Origin of the sequence: Haloferula chungangensis (genome assembly GCF_042664875.1) — a bacterium.
GTDB lineage: Bacteria > Verrucomicrobiota > Verrucomicrobiia > Verrucomicrobiales > Akkermansiaceae > Haloferula > Haloferula chungangensis.
This window is the reverse complement of record NZ_JBHTBS010000082.1, coordinates 1-656: the sequence shown is the minus strand read 5'-3', so window position 1 is coordinate 656 and position 656 is coordinate 1. Positions and strand designations below refer to the sequence as shown.

Below are 656 nucleotides of genomic sequence, written 5' to 3'. Positions count from 1 at the left end.
GCACCTATGGGCTTCCCCCATGGCAAGACCCCTCGGATCAACACCACCATTCACGCACCGACCCCTTTCAAATTAGCTCTAACAGGAGTCTTTTTTGTCAAGATTTGTCGCCTGACCCCAGTTTCCCAAGGAAGGAGGTCGAAAACAGGCTTAATCACGCACCATTCTTGCCTGACCCCTATTCCTACCATTTCCCATTTCCTACGTAGCAAATGTCAATTAGTTTTGACTGACCCCTATTCTATTCTTCCTGCTTCTTGTCGACCAGCAGGAACCTCTCATTGCAGTAGGGTTCTATGGTCTTTAAAATTTCAACCAACCGGCCCAGCTTTAGATCTTCATCAACTACGAGCAGCGCGCATTTCTCCACTCCTTTTACCTTGGAGGGCTTCTGAAAATCCTCAAATAATGCAGTCTCCTTCGCAAGAAGCTTGCCCTTATTGCGAAGTTCCATGCGATAAACAGAAAACCCTTTTGATGAAAACGGGTTAGCCTTGCCATTGTCGGCTTCTTCCGATTCCAAGAAAACTTTGGCTCTACCGGATCTGAGGTGGGTAGGCTGATTTGAATGTTCCCGTATCGGTCGCTGCGTTCTATGCTTCTGGGGATGTCAGTTGAGGCACTTTTTAAGCAAGCGTTGGGTTTGGCAGATCCTT

General features: G+C 47.6%; 1 protein-coding gene. It reads right to left on the bottom strand.

The genetic code is table 11. The features are described from left to right. Positions 1 to 241 precede the first annotated feature (241 nt). Positions 242 to 523 carry a hypothetical protein gene (locus ACFQY0_RS21285; protein WP_379717100.1) on the bottom strand — a complete coding sequence of 94 codons (282 nt, stop codon included), beginning with the start codon at positions 521 to 523 and terminating at the stop codon, positions 242 to 244. Positions 524 to 656 lie beyond the last annotated feature (133 nt).